Below are 19,191 nucleotides of genomic sequence, written 5' to 3' on the forward strand. Positions count from 1 at the left end.
AGTACCTGAGGAGGTAAACCTGATGTTGTTCATGTATGGACCTTATTTGCCTATACGTATTCTCGAAGATATCCGTTCCTGGAAGCAGGAAGAGGCAGAGCATACGAAGCTGATCTCCAACATCACGGGCGGACTCGAAGAGGAGTACAACGAGACTCTGGAAGATTGGCGCCAGGTGTTCTCCGATATGGAAGCTGCTGCGGATCGGCTCTTGCGCGTTGCGTCTTCTGATTCGGCTGTCTCGCTTCATGCAGAAGAGCTCCCCCGGCATACAGAACGCCTGCTTGGAGCGGCCTTCCGCCAGTCAGAGCAATTTATCAGCCAGCTTCATTCCATGCTGGAATACAGCAGTGCTGCTCAAACCGCGGAAGCTCCCTTCGTTCGCGGGCATATCATTCCGAAGTCCCAATACTATCTGAATCGGCTTGCAGGCTGGAATCATCCAGGAGAAATAACCCGTAGCGTCATTAGCGGGACGCCTCCGGTGCTCCCGGCTCCCCTGGAGACAGGCGGCTGGCGTTCGCCTCAAGCAGAAGAAAGCCCCGTTCCCATCGGCGGGCATACTCTGCCCCCGCTACCCTATCCTTATGATGCCCTTGAGCCTTACATCGACGAGAAGACAATGCGCATTCATCATGACAAACATCATCAAACCTATGTTGACGATTTGAACAAGGCGGAGAAGAAGCTCCAGGAAGCCCGCAAGTCCGGGAACTTCGATCTGGTGAAGCATTGGGAACGAGAACTGGCCTTTAATGGCGCAGGACATTATCTTCACACCATCTTCTGGGACATCATGAATCCTGCGGGAGGCGGTAAGCCAGAAGGTGAGCTTCTGGCGCAAATTAAACGTGACTTCGGCAGCTACGATGCCTTCCATAAGCAATTCTCCGAAGCTGCTGCCAAGGTAGAAGGAGGCGGCTGGGCCATCCTTGTGTGGAGTCCACGTAGCCACCGCCTGGAGATACTTACGGCCGAGAAGCATCAGAACTTGTCGCAATGGGATGTCGTACCCTTGCTTACCCTTGACGTCTGGGAGCATGCCTATTATTTGAAGCACCAAAATGTCCGGGCCGACTACATCAAGGATTGGTGGAATGTGGTCTACTGGCCTGCTGTAGCGCAGCGATTCGAGGCCGCCAGAAAGCTGAAATGGCAGCCCTACTAAAAAAAGCACACCCTATCGTATTGTATTGTATACGGCAAAGAGCGCCTTTCTCAGCCTGTGGGTATAATCCCCGTTAGGCGTCGAAAGGCGCTCTCTCGTTATATCGTGTCCTAGCCTAATCCTTCAACAATGACAGGAACTCCGCACGCGAAGCTGCATCCTTACGGAATGTTCCCCGCACGGCTGAGGTGACCGTCTTGCTGCCCGGCTTCTTAACGCCGCGGGCACACATGCAAAGATGCTCGCCTTCCACAACCACCATGACACCTCGGGGCTGTAATACTTCATCCATAATATCAGCGATTTGCGATGTGATTCTCTCTTGTACCTGCAATCTGCGAGATACTGCCTCAACGAGTCTGGCCAGCTTGCTAAGACCGGCAATATGTCCACTTGGAATGTAGCCGATATGCACCTTGCCGAAGAAAGGCGCCATATGATGTTCGCATTGACTGTAGTACGTAATATCCTTGACGATGACAAGCTCTTCGTGATTCTCTTCGAAGGTAACCCCAAGCACGTCGCGGGGTTCTATCGCATATCCGGCAAAAATCTCCTCGTACATTCGGGTTACCCGTGCAGGGGTATCCAGCAAGCCTTCCCGCTCTACATCTTCCCCGATCAATTTCAATATCTCGCGAACATGATGTTCGATCTGCTCCCTGTTATCGCCTACCTGCTTATTTAGATAATCCTTTACTCCGGCCATTCTTAGCGCCTCCTTCCCTTCATTTCATCTAACATGTGTAAGTTGCTATTTTCTCTTTGGACGTTGACGAGATGGGCCATTCTGGTTCTTCATCATCTGTTGTGCGCGTTGCATCTGTTTGCCATTTAAGTTATAGCCCATCTGCTTCGCCATTTTCTGCAGCGCTTCCGGATCACTCTGCATTTTGGTCATCTGTCTGCGCAGATAGAATATCCCGATTACAAACCCAGCAACTAATCCGACGACCAAAGTAATAATTGGAATTACAATATTCATATTTTTTGCCACCCCTGCCTTAATATCGTGCGGTTCCGACGGGCGGGCGCACTTCAAATATAATAGCATTGACCCTTCCTTGATTCAACAGCTTAGGCCAGAACCGCCTCAATAAACAAGGTGGTCTCCGTAGCCAGATCAATTTCAGACACGTTCATCTCATCGCCGGCTCCCCGTACAATTCTAATCACTGGCCGGCCTGGCAAGCCCCGATGCTGTCTTACGACCACCCCGGTCTCCTTGGTGGATAGCCGGACAGAGGAACCATTGGGATAAACGGATATGATCCGTGTAAACTCCACGAGTACCTCATGATCCAGTTCATGCTCCGAGCAAGCCATCAAATGCTCGCAAGCCTCATGGGGCAACATCCTGCGACCATCCTTGCCACCCCCGCTGATGAGGTTGTCATACATGTTAGCTACCGCGACAATTCTGGCGAACAAATGAATTTCATCCCCCGAGATGCCACGAGGAAAGCCGGCTCCATCCGGGCGCTCATGATGCTGCAACGCCGCATGGGCAATCAGCAAATTGAACTCCCGCTTGTGACGCAGCAGCTCATACCCTCGCCAGGTATGATGATCTTTGGGGTCACCTGAAATGGCATCATCCGAAGTTAACGTAGCTTTACCAATGTCATGCAACATGGCTCCAATGGCCAGATCCTTAAGCTGAGAGAAATTCAAGCCCATATTTAGTCCGATCATCGAGGAAACAAGGCATACATTCACAGCGTGCAAATAGGCAGCATTATCCGCCGTACGAATATCTGTGAGTTGGAGTAGCGCCTCCTTGTTGCCAAGCACATCGCTCAGTAGGCTGTCCACACTGGCACTGACCTTGCGCGCACTCCATTCCTTTCCCGACCGAATGACCTGCAACGTCTCGGACATCTCCCGAAATACAGCTTGTTTCGTCGCTTCACTAAGCAACTCTTCCGGCTCTACATCCTCGTAATTGGCATCTTGAATATACAGCATGGTCACGCCAATCCGTCTTAATGTATTGATCATAAATACGGTAAGCTGAATGCCTGCCGACAAGAGGGCGGTTCCATTCGCCGAATAGACGGTCTTGCCCAAATACTGCCCCGGTTCAATATCATCGATACTGATATATAACATATGTCACCCCTCCACGCTCACGTTAGGATCATGTCTTATCGGTCTCATCATCAGTGGCTACCAGCTTCCGTGCAGCACGTCTCAATCGCGTCAGCACCTCTTCATCCTGTTCGGTTCGAAGCGCCTGCTCAACGGCTTCCCTCGCTTCCTCTCCACCAATTCGACTTAGCGCCCATGCCGCGGTCCCCCGTAGCACCGGTCTGGGATCACGAACCATTATATCTATTAATTTCGGTACAGCAGCAGCATCTTTGAAATTGCCCAGCGCAATGACGGCATTCCGCTGAATCGGCATCTTACCTCGCCAGGCGGCAGCGGTATCTCCGAATCGCTCCTTGAACTCCCGATTGGTAAGGTCCAGTAACGGCAGCAGCAATGGCTTGGCTTGCTCAGGATTAGGTTGTAGCTCTGGCCGATGATTCCATGATTTCCCCTTGTTCTTGGGACAAACAATCTGGCATGTATCACAACCATAGAGCCGATTCCCAATCTTGACCATGAAGTCGTCCTCTACAAAGCCCTTGGTTTGCGTTAAAAAAGAAATGCACCGCTGGGCATTCAGTACGCCGGGACCTACAAGCGCTTCGGTCGGACAAGCATCGATGCATTTGGTGCAATCCCCGCATCCTTCTTCCGTTACCGGAGTATCTGGTGGGAACGGCAAGTTCGTAATCAACTCACCAAGGTAAATCCATGAGCCCCATTTGGGGGAAATGATTGCACAGTTCTTCCCCTTAAAACCGATCCCGGCCCGTTCGGCCACCGCCCGATCCACCAGTGCGCCGGTATCCACCATGTTCTCGATCCTCGCTTCAGGCACGCGTTCCAGAATGAAGCGCTCCAGTCGGTCCATCGCCTCGCGCAGCACATAGTGATAATCCCGGCCCCAGGCGGACCGTGCCATAATACCCCGGCGATTACCCGGTTCCGACTTTGGAGGATTCTCCATCTTTGACGGGTAGGCTACCGCAACCGAAATGAGCGAAGCCGGCTGGTCCAAGGACAACTCCGGATATATGCGCTTATTGATATCGCGTTCCTCGAAGCCCGACTCGTACCCCTTGTCACGACGATCCTGCAACACCGACTTCAAGGACAAGAACGGGTCTGCGGAGGCAAAGCCGATGTCATCAATGCCAAGCTCCACGGCTACGTCCTGAATTTCCTTCTTCAATTTGGCCCAGCGGTTCTCGCCCTGCTGGAGACTGACCTGCTCGGGTGCTGTCTTTGACATTCGATGATCCCTCCCGACTGCTCATGTACTCCTGCCACAGCGAAGGCGATGTTCTACTCCCTTGCTTCATATTTCCCTTCATTTATGAAGACAAGCGCTTGATCGCCTCCCGGGCCAACAGATCACAATGATTATTGAGTTCGTTATCGCTATGACCCTTTACCTTCACGTACTCCACTTGATGAATCCCCATCAGCCGCCATAATTCTTCCCATAAATCACGGTTCTCCACGGGCTGATTCTTGCTGTTCTTCCATCCGTTCTTCAACCAACCGCGTATCCAATTCTGCTGAAAACAGTTCACGACATAAGCAGAATCGCTATAGACCTTCACCCCGCATGGCTCCTTAAGCTGGCTCAGCGCAGAAATAACCGCCTGAATCTCCATTCGGTTATTGGTCGTCATTGCTTCCCCGCCGGACAAGTCCTTGCGATGCCCGTTAAACAGCAGTACAGCCCCCCAACCTCCGGGTCCTGGATTGCCAGAGCAGGCTCCATCCGTATAAATCGTAACTTCCTTCACGGTTTTCCCTCCACAGTAAAAAGCTATAATCCACGTATTCTTCCGACAGGCCAAAATACAAACTCGGCACGTCCGATAATCAATTCTTCACTGACGCTACCGAAATAGCGACTGTCCTTACTGCGTCCGGCATGACGATTATCGCCCATGACAAAATATTGCCCCTCGCCAAGCTTCAGTTCTTCCATATCTCCGTCCTCGATAAGAGCATCGGTATACACCTCGTTCAACGGCTGATCATTAACGATAAGAAGCTGGTTGCGCACCTCTACCGTATCACCCGGCACGGCAACCACCCTTTTTACAAGAAATGACTTCCTGGCAGCATCCATGCTCGGGTCCTTAAGAATAACGACCTCTCCCTGCCGCGGGTCCATGAACCAGTAAACCAGCTTGTCTACAAATAAACGCTCTTGCTCTTTCAGCGTCGGCTCCATGGATTGCCCCTTAACCATCGACAAATTAAACACATACACATTCAGCAGCAGCATAATGACAAACGCCACTACCATCGTCTTCAGTATATCCCACAATTCAGCAACCCAATGAGTCTCTGGGTGATGAGGCGGGTGATGAGGCGCCCTAGGGCTGCTCTCCTCCGCCAATTCTCGATTATCCGTATATACGCCCGGTTCCATCCTACACCTCGTCTAAGCTCGATAGATGTCCATCGTAACCTTCATGTATTCTACAAAATTTTAAACAATCTCTATAATAGAAAAGCATATCCTCCATCCATTTGCAATGGATAAAGAATATGCTTCAACATTTCCCGATATATTCCAGGGAATATCGTTCAATTGGAACCTGATAAGGAACGTGTTGCGGCAATACCAAGCTTCTGGAAAGCCTCCAGAAATTTGCTTGCCCCGTAACCCATCGCTTCGTATAACGGCATGATTGCTTTATTATGTTCGTCCCCTGCAACCATGATTCGGCGTACGTTCCGTTGTTGAAACCGTTGCTCCATCGCAGATACCAGGCTACGCCCTACTCCGCGACGACGGAAATCCGGGTGAACCGCCATTCGATAGATACAGCCAGTGTTCTGATCAATTGTTCCGATTAAGACCCCTTTTATCTCTTCTTCCACTTCTGCGACCATAATCAGTTCGGAATCCCAAGATAGTTGTCTGGCAAACGCGTACTTGGTGTCTTCGTAGCAATCCTCTGATAAGGCCACCTGCAATAGCTCCATCACTTGATTTGCATCACTCAACTGAAAGGAACGAATAAGCATGCTATGATCTCCCTTTTCTTCATACAAGATGGGCTGATGCAGGAAAACAAGCTCCTTGTTTTTTACATCAACCTAATATTTTGAATCCAGACAAAAAACGAGAAAAAACTGCTTGCTTGTCCATTAAAACATATAAATCTCCCAAATACATCATTTTTCTTCTGAAAACGCTTTATATTAAGCGTTTACAATTGTGAACTTTTACGAAATGTCCTCAGATGCTTCACAGAAATGCATATATTTTTATGAGGAACCAATAATAGGAATATGTTAAGTATGTAAAGATACCTATCGACTTTACCATTCTGTGATCTTGAGTTTACGCTTTTCGCCACCTTCTTCATGATTACAGTCCGCTGTACATGTTTATATAGAAAGTGGGAGACTTTTTAGTCCAATTAAATCGGAGGTTATTATCATGGCACATGAATTACCGGCTTTACCCTATCCTGCAAACGCATTAGAGCCTCATATCGATGAGCAGACCATGAATATCCACCATGATCGGCACCACAATACCTACGTAACGAACCTGAATGCAGCATTGGAGAAGTCACCGGAGCTGCAAAGCAAGGGTGTAGAGGAGCTTATTTCCGACCTGAACGCCATCCCGGAATCGATTCGCACCGCTGTACGCAACAATGGCGGAGGACATGCGAACCATAGCCTCTTCTGGAAGGTCATCGGCCCCAAAGGGGGAGGCGAACCAACAGGAGCAGTGGCTAAAGCCATCGACAGCGAACTAGGCGGATTCGATAAATTCAAAGAGGAGTTCGCCAAAGCCGCAACAACCCGCTTCGGCAGTGGCTGGGCTTGGCTCGTTGTTGGCAAGGATGGCAAGCTCGCCGTTACCAGCACCCCCAATCAGGATAACCCGATTTCGGAGGGATTGGCTCCAATCCTAGGCCTGGATGTGTGGGAGCATGCTTACTACTTGAAGTATCAAAACAAACGCCCAGACTATATCGCAGCCTTCTGGAATGTCGTGAACTGGGATGAAGTGAATCGACTCTACGAAGAAGCCAAAAAATAGGCATTGAAAAGCCGGTTGCTAGGCCATAATAAAACCAACTCCAAGAGAGGAAGGTTACTTATGACACCAGAAAACGAACGGCTAACCAACGATCCCAAGGAAATGTTGAAATCCAAGAAAGCGGACGATACCCAAAAGCAACAATTTACGGAGTTCGTTCAGACGCTTGGTAGCACCAACGCTTCCGAGAATGCCGGCAAGGTATCCGAGGAGGAACACCGGGAGCCGGATATGCAGAACCATATGAAATCAGTGGAAAATTTGCGGAACTGATGACGTGCGGAAGAAAAGCATAGGATACTTCTAATAAAACAGCCTACCTGAATATTCAGGCGGGCTGTTTTTTATGTTGTATTATTTGATTCAAATGTTTATAGCTCGACCTTCCAATTGGCCATCATCTTGGCGACTTCCGGGTCGTTGAGTGCAAAGAAAAGACTATTCCCTGTATCAAGATCAGTAATGGAGGCCATCTCCTCCGAACTTAATTCAAAGTCGAATATATTGATGTTTTCGATAAGTCGCTCTTTACGTACTGATTTTGGAATAACTACGATTTCACGTTGAGTTAGCCAGCGCAGCACAACTTGAGCCACGCTTTTGTTGTGATTTTGTGCAATAGTGACCAGCGTCTCATTGCCAAACAAATTGTTGCGTCCCTCGGCGAATGGGGCCCATGACTGATGTTGCACTCCTTGCCCTTTCAGGAAAGCAGCATCTGCAAGCTGTTGTTGAAACGGATGCGTCTCAATTTGATTAACCGCAGGTACGATTTTGTTATGACCAATCAGGTCCATCAGACGGTCCGACGAAAAGTTGCTAACACCAATCGCCTTAACTTTTCCCTCGTCGTACAGTTCTTCCATCGCACGCCAAGCCCCGTAGTAATCGCCAAAAGGCATGTGGATGAGGTACAAATCCAGATAATCAAGCTGCAGCTTCTCCAAAGACTTGGAAAACGCCAGTTTGGCCTTTTCGTAACCGGCATCCTGAACCCATAGCTTGGTTGTGATGAACAGTTCTTCCCGAGCCACGCCGCTCCGCTTGATGGCCCGCCCAACTGCCTCCTCATTCTGGTAACCGGCAGCGGTATCAATCAGACGATAACCAGCCTTCAACGCTTCGTATACGGTATTCTCACTTTCTTCGGCATCGGGAACCTGGTAGAGACCAAAGCCAATAATCGGCATTTTCACTCCATTGTTTAGAGTTACGGTGTGCATATTTATTCCTCCTAGTATTAAATATAAAATTGGCAAATGGTCGCCTTACCCTGAAATCTGGCACCACAGCGGGGATTTCCGCTTTCGGCTCATTTGCGTTACAATAAGCCTAGCGCCTTCGTGTTACACGAAGTCAAGCGGTCTTTAACAATATTTTTTAAGGGGAGGAATTTCCTATGTATACCGTCCAAGATGCCGCGCTGATGACAGGATTGACCGAACACGCGGTACGCTTTTACACAGATAAAGGTCTTGTTCCCAGCGTGCAACGTAATAAAAATAACATTCGGTTATTTGACGAAGAATCAATTAACTGGCTATACGGTGTCAAATGCCTCAAGCAGACGGGACTGCCGATTGAAAATATCAAAACCTATGTCGATCTTTGCCTTGAAGGGGACTCGACTGTTCCCCAGCGCTTCGCAATGATGATGGAGTATCGGGAGGCCGCGTTGGTCCAACTTGAAGAGGCGAAGCAACGTGTGGCCCATCTGGAGGAGAAGGCCCGCCAATATCAGGCCATTATGGAAGGGAGTATGCCCGACACCACCAATCCCGCCAAATGGGAGACCCATCGGGAGGATCCAGACGATTGTCCGGCATCCCGCTTGAGAACAACGGACCTTCCTGAATCCGAAGCTTCAGTCCAATGCCCGGTAGCCGCTTCCCAAGGGATGAATACCCTATTAAGTTAAGCTTCACCAAAAGAACCCTCCCCTTCGGTAGACGGTGTGTTCACCTGTCACCCAAGAGGAGGGTCTAATTTACTTATAAGAGGAAGTTCAATAATTTTTGCACTCGCACTTTAATTTATATTGTCAGAGGGTCTTAGCTGGCTGGCGTAAACTTGATCCAGTCATAATAAGCCCGTACCGGGGAGCCTGGATAAACAAATTTCCCTGTCCAGTATTGCTCTGCCGCATTTGCCCCCGCCCAGAAGTTAACCATGATATGACCAGGATTCGTAGGCAATGGACCCCGCGATCCCGTCTCCGTATGCACTAGTTGACCGTCAACATACCATTTAATGAAGGTAGGAGACCATTCAAAGGCATAATTATGGAAGTCCAGCGCAGCATCAAAGCCAAGGTCTATAATCGTGCTGTGATTACCAACCCCTGCCGTAAAATAATTGACTTCCAATTTGGTCGTATCCTTCCCGAGAATCTCGATATCAATCTCATCGTTCAGATTAACGTTGGGGTCCGCATTATAATACGTGAATAAGGAGGTCACAAGACCTGTCCCCTTAGCAACTTTCATACGCGCCTCAACCCGTCCAAATCCGTACTTGGTATTCGTGGCATACTCTCCTGAAGCATAGGGCTTACCCAAACAGTTAGCTGGACACCCGACATTATCCAACCGAAGAGCCATCACCCCGTTGTTAAATTCAACATTGCTGGCTTTCCAGGCCACGCCAAAGTCAGAGCCGTTCGCCCAGCCATCTGAAATATAGAACATGCTTGGGTTTGCAGCGTTCAAATTCTCTGTGAACCCGGTTGCCGCCGAAGCCGGGATGACCAACAGCAAGCTTACACCTAGCATCATTGCACTCAGAATACCGCGAATTTTCCCTAACATCATCTTCTTCATCTTATTATCCCTCCTAATGGATTTGGGCGAAAAATTGCGGGAGATAACGCCGGTTCTGCTCCAGCATCTCATCCAACATTTTCTCAACATCATTTACGGAATAGGTCAACGGATGATGTGTCAAAGCCAGCAGTGCCATTCCCCGGTCACCGGTAACGGCCGCTTCGATGGCCAGTTGCTCATAGGTTTTTACAGATCGAATCAACCCCTTTGCCGCTTCTGGAACAACCGTAACCGGCTGAACCAGGGGCCCCTCACTCGTTACTTGGCAATTCACCTCAATGCAGGCATCCTTCGGGAGAAAGTCCAAGGTATCTCCATTGGCAACATTCAGTGTCTGGATATCTCTGGAATTATTATACAGAGAATTCATTAATTTCACAGCCGCTTCGGAGTAGTAGGCTCCTCCGCGTTGTTCCAACTGCTTTGGCTTTTCCTTCAACTCAGGGTCCTTGTAGATTTCAAATAGTTCATCCTCCAGACGCTGAACCGTCTCGGCGCGCGTCTCCCCACGGGAGGCTGCTTGCTGCTGTTCCTCCAGCATCTCCCGCTGCAAATAGAAATACTTCAAATAGTAAGACGGGATAGCCTTCAGGGATTGCAGCAAAGTGCCGTTCCAGGCAAACTGTGGAACATTGCGCGCGGAGTACCCCTCCTGGTTGTCAAGCAGTTCCGCAAGCTTGGACTTGCCGTCAATAGTAATTTGACTAATCCAATGTAGATGGTTCAAGCCCACAAACTCGCAGTGAATTCGCTCAATTGGCACCTCGTACAAGGACGACAGCCATTTGTAGGCCGCAATCGGTGAATTGCATAAGCCGACGGAGCGGACGCGGGAATGCTTGTAAATTGCCTCAGTCACCATTCCCGCCGGATTCGTGAAGTTAAGCATCCAGGCATCGGGGCAGAGCTCTTCGATATCTTTGCAAATATCCAGCAGCACCGGGATTGTCCGCAAGGCCTTCATCATCCCGCCCGGTCCCGTTGTCTCCTGGCCGATCATGCCGTATTTCAACGGTATCGTCTCGTCCCAGGCCCGGGCTTGCAGCAGCCCCACTCGCATCTGGGTGGTGACGAATGTTGCCCCGACCAGTGCAGAGCGCCGATCCATCGTCATCGCAAGCTTGATAGGTAGCCCCGATGCCTCAATCATACGCCCGGCAAGCTGCCCCACGATCTTCAGCTTGTGCGCTCCTTCCGGAATATCCACAAGTACGATTTCAGTGACGGGCAGAGTCTCATAATTTTGAATAAACCCTTCTATCAGTTCGGGTGTATACGATGAGCCTCCACCGATGACGGCGATTTTCAGTTCCCGCTTCATGCTTGCTCCTCCTTTACTGACAACCCTTCATTAAGTCGGTCATATACCACATCTTCCACGTGATGCCCGGACTTCTCCATAGCTAGCAGAACAGCACCCGCCACAGGTTCCATTGTTAACCGTCGCAAGCGGCACCCTGGAGCTAACGGCTTGATCATCTCCTCGATCTGCGGTGTAATGAACCGACGATCGCCACGGGTTAACACGCTGCCAACCAACACCAGGTCGAAGCGATCCTGCATCATGTCCAGCTTGCCAATGACCGCAGCAGCAGCCTTACCAAGCTCGCGCCCTTGCCGCTGAAGAATTTCTCTCGCTGCTTCATCTTGCTCTGCTACCTGGAACAGCAGCTTGGTTAAATGTCTTGGAGCCCGTGCTCCACGATCTAGATAATCATGGAACAAACGCTCCACTGAGGGATAATCCAGGGTTTGCAGAACCGCTTCGGTCAGGAGGGTTGAACTCTCCCTGCCCTCCCAAGCACGAATCACCGTGCGGAACACCTCTACCGCCAGTTCGCCTCCGCCGCCGAAATCGCCGAACATGTATCCGAAGCCTCCGACCTGTAGGGATTCGCCCTGCTTGTTAATTCCATAGCAGTTAGTGCCGCTGCCACATACCAAGACAACGCCATCCGCTTGCCGTGTACCAGCCCGCAGCCCAATCTCTGTATCACATACAATGCCATACACCGGAAATTGCATATTCGCAATCATCGGTCGCAGCACCTGGAAATCTGCTTCCCGGTCGGCGCCAGCCAGGCCAAACATCGCATAACTAAGCTGATTACGAGTAATACCGGCTTGCTTCATTGCTTCCTCGGCCGCCTGTTGAATGCTGCTCCGCGCCAGTTCCACCTGGACCTGGTGATTACCGCATCCACTCAGCCCCCGGCCCAGGATTGTGCCCTGCTCATCGGTGACGACGGCCAAGGTTTTGCTCCCACCACCGTCTATTCCCAAATAGTAGTTCAACGCCGTCCTCTCCTATTTCAGCTTACTTAAGTTCTCCTGCCATCTTTCTGTCTTGTACTTCAACAATTTGGCATAACCCGCCTTCTGTGCATCCGCTTCTGCCTTATCGAACGTGGAAGCCACATCCGCCTCAGACTTCGCATTCATGACTGCCGACGCCAGAGCCTTGGTATAGATATCGAGTACACTTTGCGCCGCAATGCCTTCTTCGCTGTCTCCCGCTGGATCCAGGTTCGTAAATTCTGTCGTATTGTATTGCGTCTTCCAGGTAATCTCCGACTGCCATCTCGATTCCCAGTTCTGCTTCTCCGGCGGAAGAGTCGATTCAAATTTCATCTTCGAATTATCTACATACACGGTATTGCCCACCCATTGGAAGTTGACGGTGGCATTCATCAATTCATCGCGGCCTTTCGTATCCGAAGTGAATTTCTCCGTAAATAAAGGAGCTTCTTCTTCATCCGCACCCTCCCAATACAACCCCTCCGGTCCCCACATGATGATTCGTTGTCCTTCGGAACCAGTCATCCAATCCAGGAAGGCAAAGATCGCTTCCGGGTCCTTGGCCGAGCGGGTAATGACATTCACGTTCCAGCCCTGTTGCTTGTAATCGCCGGGATAGATTTTGTTCTTATCCAGTCCAGCCTTATGAATAGGCCATACCATGATATAGCCAGCCTCCGGATCTTCTGCCGACAGCAACGCATTGCCAATAGCTCCAAACTCTGTCGGACTTGAGGCTACGTACATCGCTACCTGTCCATTCCTTACCTTCTGCTCAACCTGCTCCAGCTTCTGCGTGAATGCATCCTGTGAGATTAACCCTTCACGGTAGAGCTTATTGGCATATGCTATCCCTTCTCTGAACACCGGGTCGGTGAACAGCGAATTCAATTGATTCTCCGAAGGTACACCCTTCATTGCGGTGAAAGTAGCAGGATAATTCTCACCAAACGCCGTCGTCAATATTTCTATCCCAGCGCCTCCCTGCCCGACCTCCAAAGGCACAACATTCGGGTAGCTTGCCTTTACTTGCTTCAGATAAGCATACAAATCATCGGTTGTCTCCAAAGATGGAGCGCCAAGTTCATTGTAGATTTTCTTATTGACCAGATACCCTGCATTGCCGTTAGGCTGCGTCGTATACCAGTTAGGGAACTGATACAGCTTGCCGTCGGGTGACCGGAGCATATCAAGCGTGGAGTCCCCGGCCCATTTTTTTAAATTCGGATATTTCTCCAAATAATCATCAAAGGGAACCAGCATGCCAGCAGAGCGCAACTTCTCCACATCCGCTCCCCGTTCCATCCAGATCACATCCGGCAGTTCTCCGGATACAATCATGGTGCTCAGCTTCTGCTTCGCGTTGCCGCCAGAACTGATGGGCTCCACGGTGACCTGCTTGTTCTCTTGAATCCATTTGGTGGACAAGTCTTCTCCCCAGTTGGGCATGGTGTACCAGTCATAGTGGCCATAGAAAGTGAATGTCAGCGGACCCGCTTCTCCCGTAGCTTCCCCTCCGCCTTGCGGAGCTCCTTCATTAGCCTTGTTGCCAGCCCCTCCGCTTGAGCAAGCGGTTAATGCCAACACGGCGGCCAGTATGGCGGTGAACATCAGCCTTTTTGTTGTTATCCAATGTTTCCAATGCTTCATCCAAGACTCCCCCTCATTTGCGGAACTATTCCTTCAAAGACCCGATCATGACACCCTTCACAAAATACTTCTGCACAAACGGATATACGCACAAAATGGGTACTGTCGCGACCATCATCGTTGCCATGGACAATGATTTGGTGGTGACCGTCTTCATTCGGTTCAAATGGCTGGCAGCCGCCGAATCCATCTGTGACATCTGCTCCAGCATGATGTTTGAGTTCAATATCTGCTGCAATTTGGTTTGTATCGGCAGCAAATCAACGTTAGAGATATAGATACTAGGGGCGAACCAGTCATTCCAGTGATACACGGCGGTGAACAGGGCCAACGTCGCCAGCACCGGTCCAGACAGCGGTAGGATAATTCGGAACAACACCCCCCAGTTGGAGCAACCATCAATGCGGGCGGACTCGTCGAGACCTGCGGGCATCCCCTTGAAGAACGTACGGAATATGATCATGTTCCACACACTGATCAGTCCTGGCACGACCATAACCCAAAATGTATCGATCAGTTGCAGTTCGCGAATCAGCAAGTACGTAGGAATAAGCCCACCGCTAAAGAACATAGTGACAATGCATACCACCATATAGAACTTGCGGCCAATCAACCAGGTCTTGGTCATCCCATAGGCAAAAATAGCCGTAGCCAAAATGGATAACAAGGTACCCACTACCGTTCTCAACACAGATACGGCAAAGCCGCCCAGCAGCCGGTCGTCCTTGAATACCACCGCATAGTTCTCCAGAGTAAACTCCCGCGGCCAGAAGGTAATGCCCCCTCGCATCGTGTCATTTCCACTATTGAAGGAGATTACAGCAGCGTTCCAGAAGGGATAAAAAGCGACAAACCCCAGCACGAACAGCAGGATGTAAATGACCGCGGACAGCGTCTTGTCGCCCAGAGCCAGCTTCATTGCGTCTTCCCTCTCTTCCGATTGGCGTGCTTGTCAGAACAAACGGCGGTTACTACCATAGGCTGTTCCCCGACCGACGGGCGGCATAGTTAGCCGCAGCCAGCAGCGCCACACTAAGCACTCCCTTAAACAATCCGACAGCCGTAGCATAAGAATATCGGTTGTTCTGGATCCCTACGCGGTACACGTAAGTGTCGATGACATCCGCTACATCCCGTAGCACCGGATTGGCGCCCAGCAGCAAGATGTCCTCGAAGCCCGCATTCAGCAAATTACCAATGTTCAGGATGAGAAAAATGATGATGACCGGTAAGATGGAAGGTAGCGTAATGGAGAACATCTGCCGCAACCGGCTGGCTCCGTCCATGGCTCCCGCTTCATAAAGTTGGGGGTCCACTCCTGCAATGGCGGCCAGGTACACGATGGAGGAGAACCCAATCTCCTTCCAAACTCCTGTCGTCACGAGAATGGTCCAGAAATACTCTGGAATAGACAAGAAATTGATAGGCTCGTCAATCAGGTTAAGCTGCTGCAATAAAATATTGAAGCTTCCATTATCCGTTGACAATAGCGAGGTAACAAACCCGGAAACGATCACCCACGAGATGAAATGTGGCAAATAGCTGATGGTCTGTATGGTCCGCTTGAACACCCGGTTATGCACTTCGTTCAGCATTAGGGCGAGCAGAATCGGGGCTGGAAATCCGATAAACAGTTTAAGCAAACTGATGACCACCGTGTTACGGATAACACTCCAGAACTCAGGGGCATGAAAGAACATTTCGAAATGCTTGAAGCCCACCCACGGACTTGCCATGAAGCCCGTAAAAATGTTGTAATCCTGAAACGCCATCAACACCCCGTACATGGGGATATAGCTGAATACCAAGATGAACAACAGTGCCGGTACGACCATTAGTTGAACATCCCACTGTCTGAGAAAGTTCTCCGCCAAATTAGGTTTGCGGTCCCGGCCAAGCCGTTTCAAACCTTTTTTCTCTTTGTGTATACTGGGTTGCAGCAGCGTCGCCCCCTTTTTTTGAAGAAAAGACCTTACGCATCTTTCTCTTGCGTAAGGTTTTCTTCCATTTGAGACTATTTTATAAGCTTATCTAGCTACATTCTCCCGTTAAATGTCTGAAAAGCAACGATATTTTACTGAAAACTTAAGAATTAACGTTAAATACGTATATATGAAACTTCCAATGTTATGTTTATGTTATTTTCATGGAAATTAAAAGCGCTTTTCCTTATTTTGATGTTATATGAGTTCGAGCGTGCTTGGGAGACATATCAAAATGTTTGCGGAATAAGTGATTGAAGTTGGATAGACTGCGGAAGCCGCACTCCATCGCAATGTCGCTAACCTTGTGCGGGGTAGTTTCCAGTAATCGAAGCGCATACTCCAGACGAAGCTGGATGAGGTATTCAAGGGGAGGACGACCCACAGCTCGGCGAAAAATATCGCTGAACCGGGAAGGACTAAGATAGGCAGACGCAGCTAACTCCTCCAGAGTCCAGGGATGAGCCAACTTCTCCTCCATGGTATGGATGATCTGCCGCACCTTCTCCAACTGTATAGAACCGATTTCTGAACGGCTTTGATGTGCCACATTTGAACGAAAATAGCGATTGACGCAGGACAGAAATTGCAGCAGCAGGGCATGCACCAGAGAAATGTAAGAACGTTGCCCCTGCTCATGCTCCTTCAACATAGTTTGCAGCAAAATACGCAGCTCACCGATGTACGGGGAATTTCGATCCAGCAGGTTCGTGAAATGAATCCCCATCTCTTTGAACGGAGCTAGAATCTCCGGATCATACCGTAGGCTCCCGGCGAACCAGGCGATGTCGAATTCAATAACCAGAATGACCAGATCACGCATCTCGTAAGCACAATGCAGGTCATTAGAATTAATCAGGAGAATGTCACCCTCCTTGAATTCAAAGGTCTTCCCATTAATGATGTAGTAGCCACAACCGGAGGAAATATAGTTAATCTCCAGCACATCATGCCAATGCAGCTTTTGGTATTGGGCATTCACCCCCACCGTTTCTGCAATATAAAGTGGATATCTCTTGTCCAACAATACTTTCTCCCTGGGGATAGCTCCCCCCGATCCGACCAGTTTCATGATTCGCTTCTCTCCTTTGAGGCAAAGTGTCCAAGCTGCATCCGCAGGGTTAACTACTACTAATATACGTATAAATATACCATTAATGAGACTTACCGGATACTTGGTTCACGGATGCCGCTCCTTAGGGTGGAGGGGTGAGTATGGTGGGTAGAAGAGAATAATATCCGACACAGCTTACCCTTTTGCTCCTCAAAAGCACGATGCCGGGAGAACCCGTCCTCAAACCAACAAATAACAGCCCCTTATCTACTTTTGACATGGATAAGAAGGCTGTTGTTGTACGGGTTGGATGTAATTATGATGGCTTATTCTTTCGTTCAGCTTATGATTAGAAGGAAATCCTCCAGCTAAAATGCTGCACATACCTATATCTGCTGCTCTTATATGGAAATCCTCCAGCTAATTCTTCCGAATTACAGTGATTCGAGAGAAATCGCTTAAATTATAGGGACAATTTCCCTTTAATTCGAGTTTCAGGTCTGATATCAGCCAATTAGCATGACTATTTCCCGCTAATGCGTAAGTCATAAGGATCGACCTAGTTATTGAAAGTAACTGTTTAATATTTTCAAGAAAACATTAGGAAAAGCCAGCTTGTCCATGTCCTGCCGAGTAATCCAACGATATTCGGCCGTGCTGCCCGTGCTGCCAGTAACGCCAACGTCACCAGCATCACCAGCCGTCTCGTATCCGGCTGTGCTCTCGGCAACGGCAGCCATTTGAGCAAAGCCGCTGGTGCTAGCGCTGTTGAGCCGGGCCGCGTCCGGCACGCCGCGGCTCGTTGTACCTGGAACCTCCGCCGCAAACCGGAAGACGCGGAGGTTCCAATGGATGTGGCTGAACGTGTGCTCCGCGTTCATCATCGCCCCTTCCGGCCGGGCGATCACTCCCGCCCCGGCCAGCTCCGCGGCCAGGCGGTCCATCGCCGGGCCGGGCGGCTTCGCCTTGGTCTTGACCGGCAGGCGCTCCTCCGCGCCCTCAAGCCTGCCGGTGCAACGGGCCATGACCGGGCAGATCAGGCATTGCGGAGATTTGGGCGTGCAAATCAGCGCGCCCAGTTCCATCAACGCCTGATTGAAGTCCGAGGCCCGCCCCTGCGGAATCAGCTCCGCGGCCAATTCTTCCATGAGGGTGCGCGTTCCCGTCTTCATGATATCCTCTTCAATCATGAAGTAACGCGATAGCACCCGCATGACGTTGCCATCCACCGCCGGCTCCGGGCGGTTAAAGGCAATGCTCAGGATGGCCCCTGTCGTATAGGGGCCAACCCCCTTCAAGGCGGATACCTCCGCCTTGTTATCCGGCACGATGCCACCGTGCCGCTCTACAACCTGCGTAGCCGCCGCTTGCAGATTGCGGGCTCGCGAGTAATAGCCTAGCCCTTCCCAGCACTTGAGCACATCCTCCTCCGGCGCCTCCGATAAAGCGGTGACCGTCGGAAAGCGCTCGATGAAACGCTGGAAGTACGGAATCACCGTATCCACCCGCGTCTGCTGAAGCATAATCTCCGACACCCATATATAATAAGGATCGCGATGTCTGCGCCAAGGCAGATCCCGCTTCGCCCCTTCGTACCATATCAGCAATTCCGTACTAAAGAAAATCTTGCTCTCCTGCATCCTGCTCTCCTTCTATTCCACGCGTTCCACAACAGCAAAAGCCGAAGCCAACTGCCGTTCATGCGTAATACTAAGATGTATGACACAGCGCCCAGTCCCCTGCTTGTCCAGAGCCAGGCGATCCCAGGCTGCTGCTGATAGCGTGACAGCAGGACGGCCAGCCCGATCTGGCATTATCTCCATATCGCCAAAACCGAGAACACCTCCAATGCCACAGCCAAAAGCCTTACTAATCGCTTCCTTCGCCGCAAAGCGTCCTGCCAGAAATTCAGCCGGGCGAGCGGATTGTCCTGGTAGCTCCAGTTCGGCAGGTGTTAAGATCCGCCGGCGCAGACGTTCGCCTGCCGCTCCGTCCAGCATCCGCTGAATACGTTCAATTTCCACTACATCATGTCCTACTCCAAGAATCAAGGCAAATCCCCTCTTCCTTCATTA

At 50.3% G+C, this 19,191-nt stretch carries 20 protein-coding genes and 1 pseudogene; 4 read left to right on the top strand and 17 right to left on the bottom strand.

Annotated features, from left to right (window positions below; translation table 11 throughout):
• Positions 1-22: 22 nt before the first annotated feature.
• Positions 23-1,168 (top strand): Fe-Mn family superoxide dismutase, encoded by a 1,146-nt coding sequence (locus BN3279_RS05990; protein WP_059049742.1) that lies wholly within the window; start codon positions 23-25, stop codon positions 1,166-1,168.
• 115 nt (positions 1,169-1,283) lie between these two features.
• On the opposite strand, the gene folE is transcribed toward BN3279_RS05990, so the two are convergent.
• From folE to BN3279_RS06025, 7 genes and pseudogenes are all read right to left on the bottom strand, one after another.
• Positions 1,284-1,877 carry a GTP cyclohydrolase I FolE gene (gene folE, locus BN3279_RS05995; protein WP_059049743.1) on the bottom strand — a complete coding sequence of 198 codons (594 nt, stop codon included), beginning with the start codon at positions 1,875-1,877 and terminating at the stop codon, positions 1,284-1,286.
• A gap of 45 nt (positions 1,878-1,922) precedes the next feature.
• The gene (locus BN3279_RS06000; RefSeq protein ID WP_059050462.1) at positions 1,923-2,153 is read right to left on the bottom strand and encodes a YneF family protein; all 231 of its coding nucleotides are present in this window, start codon (positions 2,151-2,153) and stop codon (positions 1,923-1,925) included.
• Positions 2,154-2,245: 92 nt separating this feature from the next.
• Positions 2,246-3,280 (bottom strand): HD-GYP domain-containing protein, encoded by a 1,035-nt coding sequence (locus BN3279_RS06005; protein ID WP_059049744.1) that lies wholly within the window; start codon positions 3,278-3,280, stop codon positions 2,246-2,248.
• Positions 3,281-3,373: 93 nt separating this feature from the next.
• Positions 3,374-4,514: pseudogene (gene queG / locus BN3279_RS06010) on the bottom strand (tRNA epoxyqueuosine(34) reductase QueG); the annotation flags it as partial.
• Between the two features lie 82 nt (positions 4,515-4,596).
• Entirely contained in the window at positions 4,597-5,037 is a 441-nt protein-coding gene (rnhA, locus tag BN3279_RS06015; RefSeq protein WP_059049746.1) for a ribonuclease HI, read from the bottom strand.
• Between the two features lie 23 nt (positions 5,038-5,060).
• A complete protein-coding gene (gene lepB / locus BN3279_RS06020) occupies positions 5,061-5,675 on the bottom strand; it encodes a signal peptidase I (RefSeq protein WP_059049747.1) in 615 nt (204 codons plus the stop codon).
• 158 nt (positions 5,676-5,833) lie between these two features.
• Positions 5,834-6,277 (bottom strand): GNAT family N-acetyltransferase, encoded by a 444-nt coding sequence (locus BN3279_RS06025; RefSeq protein ID WP_059049748.1) that lies wholly within the window; start codon positions 6,275-6,277, stop codon positions 5,834-5,836.
• A 418-nt stretch (positions 6,278-6,695) separates the two neighbouring features.
• Between BN3279_RS06025 and BN3279_RS06030 the strand changes: the two genes are divergently transcribed.
• Both BN3279_RS06030 and BN3279_RS06035 read left to right on the top strand, forming a co-directional pair.
• A complete protein-coding gene (locus tag BN3279_RS06030) occupies positions 6,696-7,310 on the top strand; it encodes a superoxide dismutase (protein ID WP_059049749.1) in 615 nt (204 codons plus the stop codon).
• A 60-nt stretch (positions 7,311-7,370) separates the two neighbouring features.
• Complete coding sequence (locus BN3279_RS06035) at positions 7,371-7,583, top strand: hypothetical protein (RefSeq protein ID WP_059049750.1); 213 nt, start codon at positions 7,371-7,373, stop codon at positions 7,581-7,583.
• Positions 7,584-7,681: 98 nt separating this feature from the next.
• Here BN3279_RS06035 and BN3279_RS06040 read toward each other — a convergent pair whose 3' ends face one another.
• Positions 7,682-8,533 carry an aldo/keto reductase gene (locus BN3279_RS06040; RefSeq protein WP_059049751.1) on the bottom strand — a complete coding sequence of 284 codons (852 nt, stop codon included), beginning with the start codon at positions 8,531-8,533 and terminating at the stop codon, positions 7,682-7,684.
• Positions 8,534-8,709: 176 nt separating this feature from the next.
• Here BN3279_RS06040 and BN3279_RS06045 point away from each other — a divergent pair, with 176 nt between their 5' ends.
• Positions 8,710-9,228 (top strand): MerR family transcriptional regulator, encoded by a 519-nt coding sequence (locus BN3279_RS06045; RefSeq protein WP_059049752.1) that lies wholly within the window; start codon positions 8,710-8,712, stop codon positions 9,226-9,228.
• A gap of 133 nt (positions 9,229-9,361) precedes the next feature.
• Here the strand turns inward: BN3279_RS06045 and bglS are convergent, their stop codons facing one another.
• The 9 genes from bglS to acpS all read right to left on the bottom strand — a co-directional run bounded on the left by bglS (position 9,362) and on the right by acpS (position 19,167).
• Entirely contained in the window at positions 9,362-10,129 is a 768-nt protein-coding gene (gene bglS / locus BN3279_RS06050) for a beta-glucanase (protein ID WP_059049753.1), read from the bottom strand.
• 13 nt (positions 10,130-10,142) lie between these two features.
• Positions 10,143-11,453, bottom strand: a complete 1,311-nt coding sequence (locus BN3279_RS06055) for a 6-phospho-beta-glucosidase (RefSeq protein ID WP_059049754.1) — start codon at positions 11,451-11,453, stop codon at positions 10,143-10,145.
• Complete coding sequence (locus BN3279_RS06060; protein WP_059049755.1) at positions 11,450-12,427, bottom strand: N-acetylglucosamine kinase; 978 nt, start codon at positions 12,425-12,427, stop codon at positions 11,450-11,452. The genes BN3279_RS06055 and BN3279_RS06060 overlap by 4 nt, the downstream gene beginning before the upstream one ends.
• 12 nt (positions 12,428-12,439) lie before the next feature.
• Positions 12,440-14,080, bottom strand: a complete 1,641-nt coding sequence (locus BN3279_RS06065; RefSeq protein WP_059049756.1) for an extracellular solute-binding protein — start codon at positions 14,078-14,080, stop codon at positions 12,440-12,442.
• A 25-nt stretch (positions 14,081-14,105) separates the two neighbouring features.
• A complete protein-coding gene (locus BN3279_RS06070; RefSeq protein ID WP_059049757.1) occupies positions 14,106-14,999 on the bottom strand; it encodes a carbohydrate ABC transporter permease in 894 nt (297 codons plus the stop codon).
• Between the two features lie 52 nt (positions 15,000-15,051).
• Positions 15,052-15,915 (bottom strand): ABC transporter permease, encoded by an 864-nt coding sequence (locus BN3279_RS06075; RefSeq protein ID WP_232436805.1) that lies wholly within the window; start codon positions 15,913-15,915, stop codon positions 15,052-15,054.
• A 334-nt stretch (positions 15,916-16,249) separates the two neighbouring features.
• Positions 16,250-17,134 (bottom strand): AraC family transcriptional regulator, encoded by an 885-nt coding sequence (locus BN3279_RS06080; RefSeq protein ID WP_059049759.1) that lies wholly within the window; start codon positions 17,132-17,134, stop codon positions 16,250-16,252.
• A gap of 545 nt (positions 17,135-17,679) precedes the next feature.
• Positions 17,680-18,756 carry an A/G-specific adenine glycosylase gene (gene mutY, locus BN3279_RS06085; RefSeq protein WP_059049760.1) on the bottom strand — a complete coding sequence of 359 codons (1,077 nt, stop codon included), beginning with the start codon at positions 18,754-18,756 and terminating at the stop codon, positions 17,680-17,682.
• 12 nt (positions 18,757-18,768) lie between these two features.
• Positions 18,769-19,167 (bottom strand): holo-ACP synthase, encoded by a 399-nt coding sequence (gene acpS, locus BN3279_RS06090; RefSeq protein ID WP_059049761.1) that lies wholly within the window; start codon positions 19,165-19,167, stop codon positions 18,769-18,771.
• Between the last annotated feature and the right edge of the window lie 24 nt (positions 19,168-19,191).

This window comes from Paenibacillus senegalimassiliensis (genome assembly GCF_001486585.1).
GTDB lineage: Bacteria > Bacillota > Bacilli > Paenibacillales > Paenibacillaceae > Fontibacillus > Fontibacillus senegalimassiliensis.

Excerpts from the sequence above, each read along its gene's own strand:
- BN3279_RS05990 (WP_059049742.1), top strand. The coding sequence starts at position 23 with ATGTTGTTCATGTATGGACCTTATTTGCCTATACGTATTCTCGAAGAT.
- folE (WP_059049743.1), bottom strand. The coding sequence starts at position 1,877 with ATGGCCGGAGTAAAGGATTATCTAAATAAGCAGGTAGGCGATAACAGG.
- BN3279_RS06000 (WP_059050462.1), bottom strand. The coding sequence starts at position 2,153 with ATGAATATTGTAATTCCAATTATTACTTTGGTCGTCGGATTAGTTGCT.
- BN3279_RS06005 (WP_059049744.1), bottom strand. The coding sequence starts at position 3,280 with ATGTTATATATCAGTATCGATGATATTGAACCGGGGCAGTATTTGGGC.
- lepB (WP_059049747.1), bottom strand. The coding sequence starts at position 5,675 with ATGGAACCGGGCGTATATACGGATAATCGAGAATTGGCGGAGGAGAGC.
- BN3279_RS06025 (WP_059049748.1), bottom strand. The coding sequence starts at position 6,277 with ATGCTTATTCGTTCCTTTCAGTTGAGTGATGCAAATCAAGTGATGGAG.
- BN3279_RS06030 (WP_059049749.1), top strand. The coding sequence starts at position 6,696 with ATGGCACATGAATTACCGGCTTTACCCTATCCTGCAAACGCATTAGAG.
- BN3279_RS06035 (WP_059049750.1), top strand. The coding sequence starts at position 7,371 with ATGACACCAGAAAACGAACGGCTAACCAACGATCCCAAGGAAATGTTG.
- BN3279_RS06040 (WP_059049751.1), bottom strand. The coding sequence starts at position 8,533 with ATGCACACCGTAACTCTAAACAATGGAGTGAAAATGCCGATTATTGGC.
- BN3279_RS06045 (WP_059049752.1), top strand. The coding sequence starts at position 8,710 with ATGTATACCGTCCAAGATGCCGCGCTGATGACAGGATTGACCGAACAC.
- bglS (WP_059049753.1), bottom strand. The coding sequence starts at position 10,129 with ATGAAGAAGATGATGTTAGGGAAAATTCGCGGTATTCTGAGTGCAATG.
- BN3279_RS06055 (WP_059049754.1), bottom strand. The coding sequence starts at position 11,453 with ATGAAGCGGGAACTGAAAATCGCCGTCATCGGTGGAGGCTCATCGTAT.
- BN3279_RS06065 (WP_059049756.1), bottom strand. The coding sequence starts at position 14,080 with ATGAAGCATTGGAAACATTGGATAACAACAAAAAGGCTGATGTTCACC.
- BN3279_RS06070 (WP_059049757.1), bottom strand. The coding sequence starts at position 14,999 with ATGAAGCTGGCTCTGGGCGACAAGACGCTGTCCGCGGTCATTTACATC.
- BN3279_RS06075 (WP_232436805.1), bottom strand. The coding sequence starts at position 15,915 with ATGGTCGTACCGGCACTGTTGTTCATCTTGGTATTCAGCTATATCCCC.
- BN3279_RS06080 (WP_059049759.1), bottom strand. The coding sequence starts at position 17,134 with ATGAAACTGGTCGGATCGGGGGGAGCTATCCCCAGGGAGAAAGTATTG.
- mutY (WP_059049760.1), bottom strand. The coding sequence starts at position 18,756 with ATGCAGGAGAGCAAGATTTTCTTTAGTACGGAATTGCTGATATGGTAC.